Consider the following 6,564-nt stretch of genomic DNA (forward strand, 5'->3'; position numbering starts at 1 on the left):
GCGTGGGGGGGGGGGATTTGTACGGCACCCAATCGGTAAATGTTTGTTGATAAAAATGTGAACTAGATCACTTGAGACGACACAGATTGACGCGGGCGGCGGAGCAAAAAGGAGTAGAATGGCGCTTTATTTTTGCGGGGCCAATCGATGCCTAACTATCACTTTTTCAAGCAGGGTCAGGCGCTTACCTATCTAGATGCCAATGCGCCCAGCTATAGCGATGAGCGTCGTCAACTGGTCGAACAGGGATTTGCCGCCATCGCCGCCCCCACCTTTGCAGATACCCCGGCCGAAGCCCTTGAGCTGCTTCGCACTCATCAGGCACTACAGGATGAGGCCAACGCCAACGCCCTTTGTCTGACGGTTGCCACTATTCCGGCGGTGATCGCAACTCTGTCCGGGCACTGACGCTGCCGCTATGCTCACCTGAATAAAAAATGGTGCCACTGTCATGACACCATTTTATCGGTTTGCCTGCTTGCCCTGAGTACGTTACCGCTGGTGCAGGTCACCTTCGATAACCAGCACGGTATCCATCCCTGCCGCCTTGCCAGCCTCAAGCCCGATCCGGGTATCTTCAAACACCAGACTGTTGGCTGGATTGGCGCCGAGCAATTCGGCCACCTGCAAGAAGGTATCAGGGTGCGGTTTGTGGTTGGTGACATCATCGGCGCTGACCACCACAGAGATATAGGCATCGAGCCCGGTACTTTTCAGGATGGAGTCCGCCTGATTGCGCGGTGAGCCGGTGCCAATCCCCATCTTGACCTTGCCGTGATAGTGCCTGACCAGCTCCCACATCTTGGGAAAGACGCTGACCTTGTCGATATGTTCCATATAGAGGGCAATCTTGCGACGGGTAAAAGCCTCGACATCCACCGTCAGCCCCTGCTGCTCGGCCAGCATGGCGATGATCTTGCGGGTGGGAATGCCGCCGTACTGATAGAGCTGTTCCCGCTCGAAGGGGATGCCGAATTCGGCGCAGGTGAGCTCCCAGGCATCCAGATGGAGGGGCATGGAATCTACCAAAGTGCCATCCATATCGAAAATCAGGGCATCGTAGTGACCAAACCCGTACTGCTCACGCTCGCTCATGGGGGCTCCTCGAATCAAATAGAGCAGGCTAGCAGAAACGGTCGGCGTTTTGTGGGATCGGCCTCATGGTTGGGCATATTGTGGCCGCCGTTTTTTCTATCTCTTGCTGATTTGTGAGACAATAATCCGTTCATTGCCGGATACTTTGGCATATCAGATCAGCGAGTCCGCTTATGACCTCGAAAATATCCCCCAAAACCATTTTCTCCAGTGTGGCGCTGGTGATCGCGCTCGGTTCACTGGAAAAGAGCATAGTCACCACCCCTCTGCCCATGATTGGCGCCGAGCTGCACGCTGGGGCCGCCCTCACCTGGGTGGTCACCGCCTACCTGCTGGCCGCCACCGCCGTGCTGCCCCTTTATGGCAAGCTGAGCGATCTCTTTGGCCGGGTGCGGATGCTCAATATCGGTATCGGCCTTTTTCTGGCGGGCTCGGTGGCCTGCGCGCTCTCTCAGGATTTGCCGACCCTGCTGGCGGCACGGGTGCTGCAAGGGCTGGGGGGCGGTGGTCTGATTGCCCTCGCGTTTACCGTGATTGCCGACACCATTCCGCCGCGGGAGGTGGGCAAGTATCAGGGCTACATCTCGGCGGTCTATGCGGTCTCCAGCATCGCTGGCCCCTTGCTTGGCGGCTACTTTACCGAGCAGCTCAGCTGGCGCTGGATCTTCTGGATCAACCTGCCGCTCGGGGCACTGGCGGTCTTTCTTATCAACCGCAACCTCAAACAGCTCAACGTGCGTCGTCACAGTCGCTTCGACTGGAAGGGGGCGGGTCTGCTGATTACCGTCACCACGCTCACCCTGTTGCTGCTCTCGCCGGAGGCGGCGCTGCCCGCACTCTGGCTCTCTGCTGCGCTGGGCGTTGCACTGCTGCTGCTCATTCTGATTGAGCGACGGGCTCACGATCCCATTCTGCCCGCCCATCTGGCGCGGCTGCCCGGCTATCTGGTGAGCGTCCTGCTGGTGATGCTCTCCCAGTTGCTAATGTTTGCCGTGCTGGTCTATCTGCCGTTGCAGATGCAGTGGCAGAAGGGGATGAGTGCCAGCGAGAGCGGCGCCATCATGGTCATCTTCATGATTTGCATCACTGCCGGGGCCTTTGTCGGTGGCAAGCTGATTGGCCGTACCGGTCACTACAAGAGCTTTGTCGCGGTAGGCTTTGGCCTCGCGGCGGTGGCGCTGTGGCAGATCCACTTCGATGCCTGGGTCAGGCTGGCGCTCGGGTTTGCCGGTATCGGTCTGGGTCTGGTGCTGCCCGCCCTCTCGGTAGTAGTGCAAAATGCCCTGCCACGGCAGGATCGCGGTATCGGCATGTCGCTGTTCAACTTCGGGCGGGAGCTGGGCGGTGCCGTCGGCGTGGCCATCTGCTCCATGCTGTTTCACTTCCGCCTGCCAGCCGGCAGCGATGGCGATCTGAGCCGGCTCGCCCCCGATCTGCTGGCCCTAGGCTTCAGCGCGACCTATATCGGCATGGCATGGATCGCCACGCTGGCGCTACTCATCACACTGCTCGCTCTTAAACGCCACGAGCTGGCATCCATCAGCGCCTGATCCGGCCTGCGCCGACATTGGCTCACCATAGATAGCATCAGGGCTCCCCGCGGGGAGCCCTGATTGTTATTTGGCGAATAGCGTGGCTGTTGCCATCAAGCCATTCTCAGGTTACTCCTGCGCCGGACTCTCCTTGCCCGCCAGCTGGCTCAGCCAGGCGAAGCGGCGGTTGGCCTCCTGCTCCGCTTCTTGATAGAGCTGGCTGGCCACCTCAGGCAGCTGGCGTTCCAGCCGCTGGAAACGGGGCTCGTGGCGCAGGGTGTCGGCCAGCGAGGCATTGGGGGCTCGCGAGTCGAGCGCCAGCGGCAGTTTGCCCTCGTCAGCGCGGCGCGGATCGAAGCGGTAGAGAGGCCAGAAGCCGGTGGCGGTCAGCTGCTTCATCTGCTCATGGCTCTCGGCCATGTCGTAGCCATGCTCCTCGCAGGGGCTGTAGGCGATGATGAGCGACGGCCCCGGGTAGGCTTCCGCCTCCTGAATCGCCTTCACCGTCTGGTTCATCTGGGCGCCGAGGGAGATCTGCGCCACATAGACGTGGCCATACATCATCACGCTGGCCCCGAGATCTTTGCGTGCCTTGCGTTTGCCCTGCTCGCCAAACTTGGTGATGGCACCGAGTGGCGTCGCCTTCGACTGCTGGCCACCGGTGTTGGAGTAGCACTGGGTATCGAGCACCAGCACATTGATGTTCTCCCCCAGACTCAGCACATGGTCGAGCCCGCCAAAGCCGATGTCATAGGCCCAGCCATCGCCGCCGATGAGCCAGACCGATTTTTCCACCAGATAGTCCGCATCGCGAGCCAGCTCTTGGGCTACCGGGGTCTGGTTCTCCTGCAGCAGCGCTCGCAACTGCTGGATATGGGCCCGCTGCTCGGAAACCGGCAGGGTGGCATCGCCGAGCGCCTCGCGCAGCGTTGCCGGGATGGTGTCGCCCAGGCTCGCCTGCAGGCGGCGAACCCGCTCCCTGTGCTGATCAACGGTTAGGCGGAAGCCCAGTCCGAACTCGGCGTTGTCTTCAAACAGCGAGTTGGCCCAGGCCGGCCCGCGCCCTTCGGCGTTGGTGGTGTAGGGGGTGGTAGGCAGGTTGCCGCCATAAATGGACGAGCAGCCGGTGGCGTTGGCAATCAGCAGCCGATCGCCATAGAGCTGGGTCAGCAGCTTGATGTAGGGAGTCTCGCCACAGCCGGAGCAGGCGCCGGAGTATTCAAACAGCGGCGAGATGAGCTGGGAGGTGCGGATGTCGATGCGCTCCAGCTGCTCGGCGCTGCGCTCTGGCAGGTCGAGGAAGAAGTCGTAGTTGGCCTTCTGCTCATCGAGGTGATCGAGGCGTGAAGCCATATTGATCGCCTTGCGATCCGGGTTGCTGCGATCCTTGGCCGGGCACACCTCGACGCAGAGATTGCAGCCGGTGCAATCCTCCGGCGCCACCTGCAGCACGTACTGCTGGCCGCGCATGTCACGGGATTTCACATCCAGCGCATCCAGGGTGGCAGGGGTAGCGGCCAGCGCATCCGCTTCCACCACCTTGGCGCGAATGGCCGAGTGGGGACAGGCGGCGACGCAGTAGTTGCACTGGGTACAGAGCTCCGCCTCCCAGATGGGGATCTCCTTGGCGATGTTGCGCTTCTCCCAGCGGGTGGTGCCGACCGGCCAGGTGCCATCCGGCGGGAAGGCGGAGACCGGCAGGCTGTCACCCAGCCCCGCCAGCATGGCGGCGGTGACGGTCTGGACAAAATCGGGGGCCTTGGCCGAAACCACCGGTGGGCGCGGGCGGCTGGCGGGATCCAGCTCGCCAAGTTGCACTCGGGTCAGAGCGGCGCAGGTTGCCTCCAGTGCCTGCCAGTTGCGTTCGACCAGCGCTTGTCCCTTGCTGCCATAGCTGGTGGCGATGGCCTGCTTCAGCAGGCTGGTCGCCTCTGCGGGGGGAATGATGGCGCTGAGCTGGAAGAAGGCCATCTGCATCACGGTATTGATGCGGTTGCCGAGCTGGCAGTCGCGGGCAATTTTGGCGGCGTTGATGATGTAGAAGCGCGCCTCTTTCTCGCGCAGGGCATGCTGTACCTCGCTGGGGAGGCGCTGCCAGATATCCGCTTCGCTGTAGGGGGTGTTGAGCAGGAATATGCCGCCCGCTTTCAAGCGTTCCGCCATCCGGTACTTGTCGACAAACTGCCACTGATGGCAGCCGATAAAGTCCGCCTCTTCCACCAGATAGGCCGATTGGAGCGGCCGCTCGCCCACCCGCAGGTGAGAGACGGTGAGGCCGCCCGCCTTCTTGGAGTCGTAGACGAAATAGCCCTGCGGATAGAGGTCGGTGTGGTTGCCGAGGATCTTGATGCTGTTCTTGGCCGCAGAGACGGTGCCATCGCTGCCAAGGCCGTAGAAGAGCGCTTCCAGCTTGTGCTGGTGGCTGTGGATGGGGCTTTGCGAATTCAGCGCGTGCAGCGGTAGCGAGAGACCTGTGATGTCATCGAAGATGCCGACGGTAAAGCGCGGACGCGGGTTCTCTTGCGCCAGTTCGGCAAACACCGCCAGCGCGCAGGCGGGGCCGAACTCTTTGGAGGAGAGGCCATAGCGACCGCCGATGACCCGCGGCAGGCTTGCCCGCTCGCCCCGGCTGACCGCTTCGGCCAGCGCCGTCATCACGTCGAGATAGAGGGGCTCGGCCTGTGCGCCCGGCTCTTTGGTGCGATCCAGCACGGCGATGGTGCGGGCACTCTCGGGAATCGCGGCCAACAGGTGCCCGGCCGAGAAGGGGCGGTAGAGGCGCACCTTCACCAACCCCACCTTCTCCCCTTGGGCCAGCAGGCGCTCGATCACCTCTTCACAGGTGCCGATGGCCGAGCCCATCAGCACCACAATCCGCTCCGCCTGCGGGTGGCCAACGTATTCAAATGGCCGGTAGTGGCGGCCGGTCTGTTCGCCAAAAGCCTGCATCGCCTCGCTCACATGGCCATAGGCGGTGTCATACCAGGGGTTGCTCGCCTCCCGGCACTGGAAGTAGGTGTCCGGGTTGGCGGCGGTGCCGCGAATGACCGGTTTGTCGGGGGTGAGCGCCCGGTCACGATGGGCACGGATGGAATCTGCGGGCAGCAGGGCTCGCAGGGTGTCGTCAGCGAGCGGCGCTATCTTGGCGATCTCGTGAGAGGTACGAAAGCCGTCGAAGAAGTGGATAAAGGGGAGGCGGCTGTTGAGGCTCGCTATCTGGGAGATCAGGGCGAAGTCCTGCGCCTCCTGCACATTGCTGGCACAGAGCATGGCACAGCCGGTCTGGCGCACCGCCATCACGTCCGAGTGATCGCCAAAGATCGATAGCGCGTGGGTAGCCACGGTACGCGCCGCCACATGCAGCACGAAGGGGATAAGCTGACCCGCCAGCTTGTAGAGGTTGGGGATCATCAGCAGCAACCCCTGCGATGAGGTAAACGAGGTCGCCAGCGCGCCGGTCTGCAGGGCGCCGTGGACGGCGGCGATGGCGCCCCCTTCCGACTGCATCTCGACAACCCGGGGCACATCCCCCCAGAGGTTCTTGCCCCGCTCGCTCGACCAGGCCGACGACTGTTCAGCCATGGCCGAGCTGGGGGTGATGGGGTAGATGGCGATGACTTCGCTGGTGCGGTACGCCACCGAGGCGACCGCGTTATTCCCGTCTGTGGTGATCATCTGTTTTCCACTTTGCTATGCCAGTTTGAAGGCCGATAGTTGCATCGGCAATGGATAGGTCGCAGGCATAGTAAGAGGGGCAATGAGATCGTATCAAACGGGATAAATAATCAATTAATAAGTCAGTAACAGTGGTTAATTTAATCCCGCCGCGTGGGTGCATGATTTTCTGCTGATAACCGGCGGGGGGCGATTGACGGGCCATTGACATGGCCCGTCAGCACGGGGTTAACCCCGCTCCACTTGCAGCCAGATGGCGCAC

The 6,564-nt window shown here is 61.9% G+C and carries 4 protein-coding genes; 2 read left to right on the forward strand and 2 right to left on the reverse strand.

Features of this window, described 5'->3' with window-relative positions; translation table 11 throughout:
* Window positions 1-147 precede the first annotated feature (147 nt).
* Entirely contained in the window at window positions 148-408 is a 261-nt protein-coding gene (locus AB5Y82_RS01860; RefSeq protein ID WP_076491277.1) for a hypothetical protein, read from the forward strand.
* 84 nt (window positions 409-492) lie between these two features.
* Here AB5Y82_RS01860 and AB5Y82_RS01865 read toward each other — a convergent pair whose 3' ends face one another.
* The gene (locus AB5Y82_RS01865; protein ID WP_368173575.1) at window positions 493-1,095 is read right to left on the reverse strand and encodes an HAD family hydrolase; all 603 of its coding nucleotides are present in this window, start codon (window positions 1,093-1,095) and stop codon (window positions 493-495) included.
* A 173-nt stretch (window positions 1,096-1,268) separates the two neighbouring features.
* Here AB5Y82_RS01865 and AB5Y82_RS01870 point away from each other — a divergent pair, with 173 nt between their 5' ends.
* Window positions 1,269-2,645 carry an MDR family MFS transporter gene (locus tag AB5Y82_RS01870; RefSeq protein WP_368173576.1) on the forward strand — a complete coding sequence of 459 codons (1,377 nt, stop codon included), beginning with the start codon at window positions 1,269-1,271 and terminating at the stop codon, window positions 2,643-2,645.
* Window positions 2,646-2,756: 111 nt separating this feature from the next.
* Here the strand turns inward: AB5Y82_RS01870 and nifJ are convergent, their stop codons facing one another.
* On the reverse strand, window positions 2,757-6,302 hold the full coding sequence (nifJ, locus tag AB5Y82_RS01875) for a pyruvate:ferredoxin (flavodoxin) oxidoreductase (protein WP_368173577.1): 3,546 nt from the start codon (window positions 6,300-6,302) through the stop codon (window positions 2,757-2,759).
* Window positions 6,303-6,564 lie beyond the last annotated feature (262 nt).

The sequence above is a fragment of the Aeromonas sp. s13 genome (assembly GCF_040907905.1).
GTDB classification, from domain to species: domain Bacteria; phylum Pseudomonadota; class Gammaproteobacteria; order Enterobacterales; family Aeromonadaceae; genus Aeromonas; species Aeromonas veronii.

Excerpts from the sequence above, each read along its gene's own strand:
- AB5Y82_RS01865 (WP_368173575.1), bottom strand. The coding sequence starts at position 1,095 with ATGAGCGAGCGTGAGCAGTACGGGTTTGGTCACTACGATGCCCTGATT.
- AB5Y82_RS01860 (WP_076491277.1), top strand. The coding sequence starts at position 148 with ATGCCTAACTATCACTTTTTCAAGCAGGGTCAGGCGCTTACCTATCTA.
- AB5Y82_RS01870 (WP_368173576.1), top strand. The coding sequence starts at position 1,269 with ATGACCTCGAAAATATCCCCCAAAACCATTTTCTCCAGTGTGGCGCTG.
- nifJ (WP_368173577.1), bottom strand. The coding sequence starts at position 6,302 with ATGATCACCACAGACGGGAATAACGCGGTCGCCTCGGTGGCGTACCGC.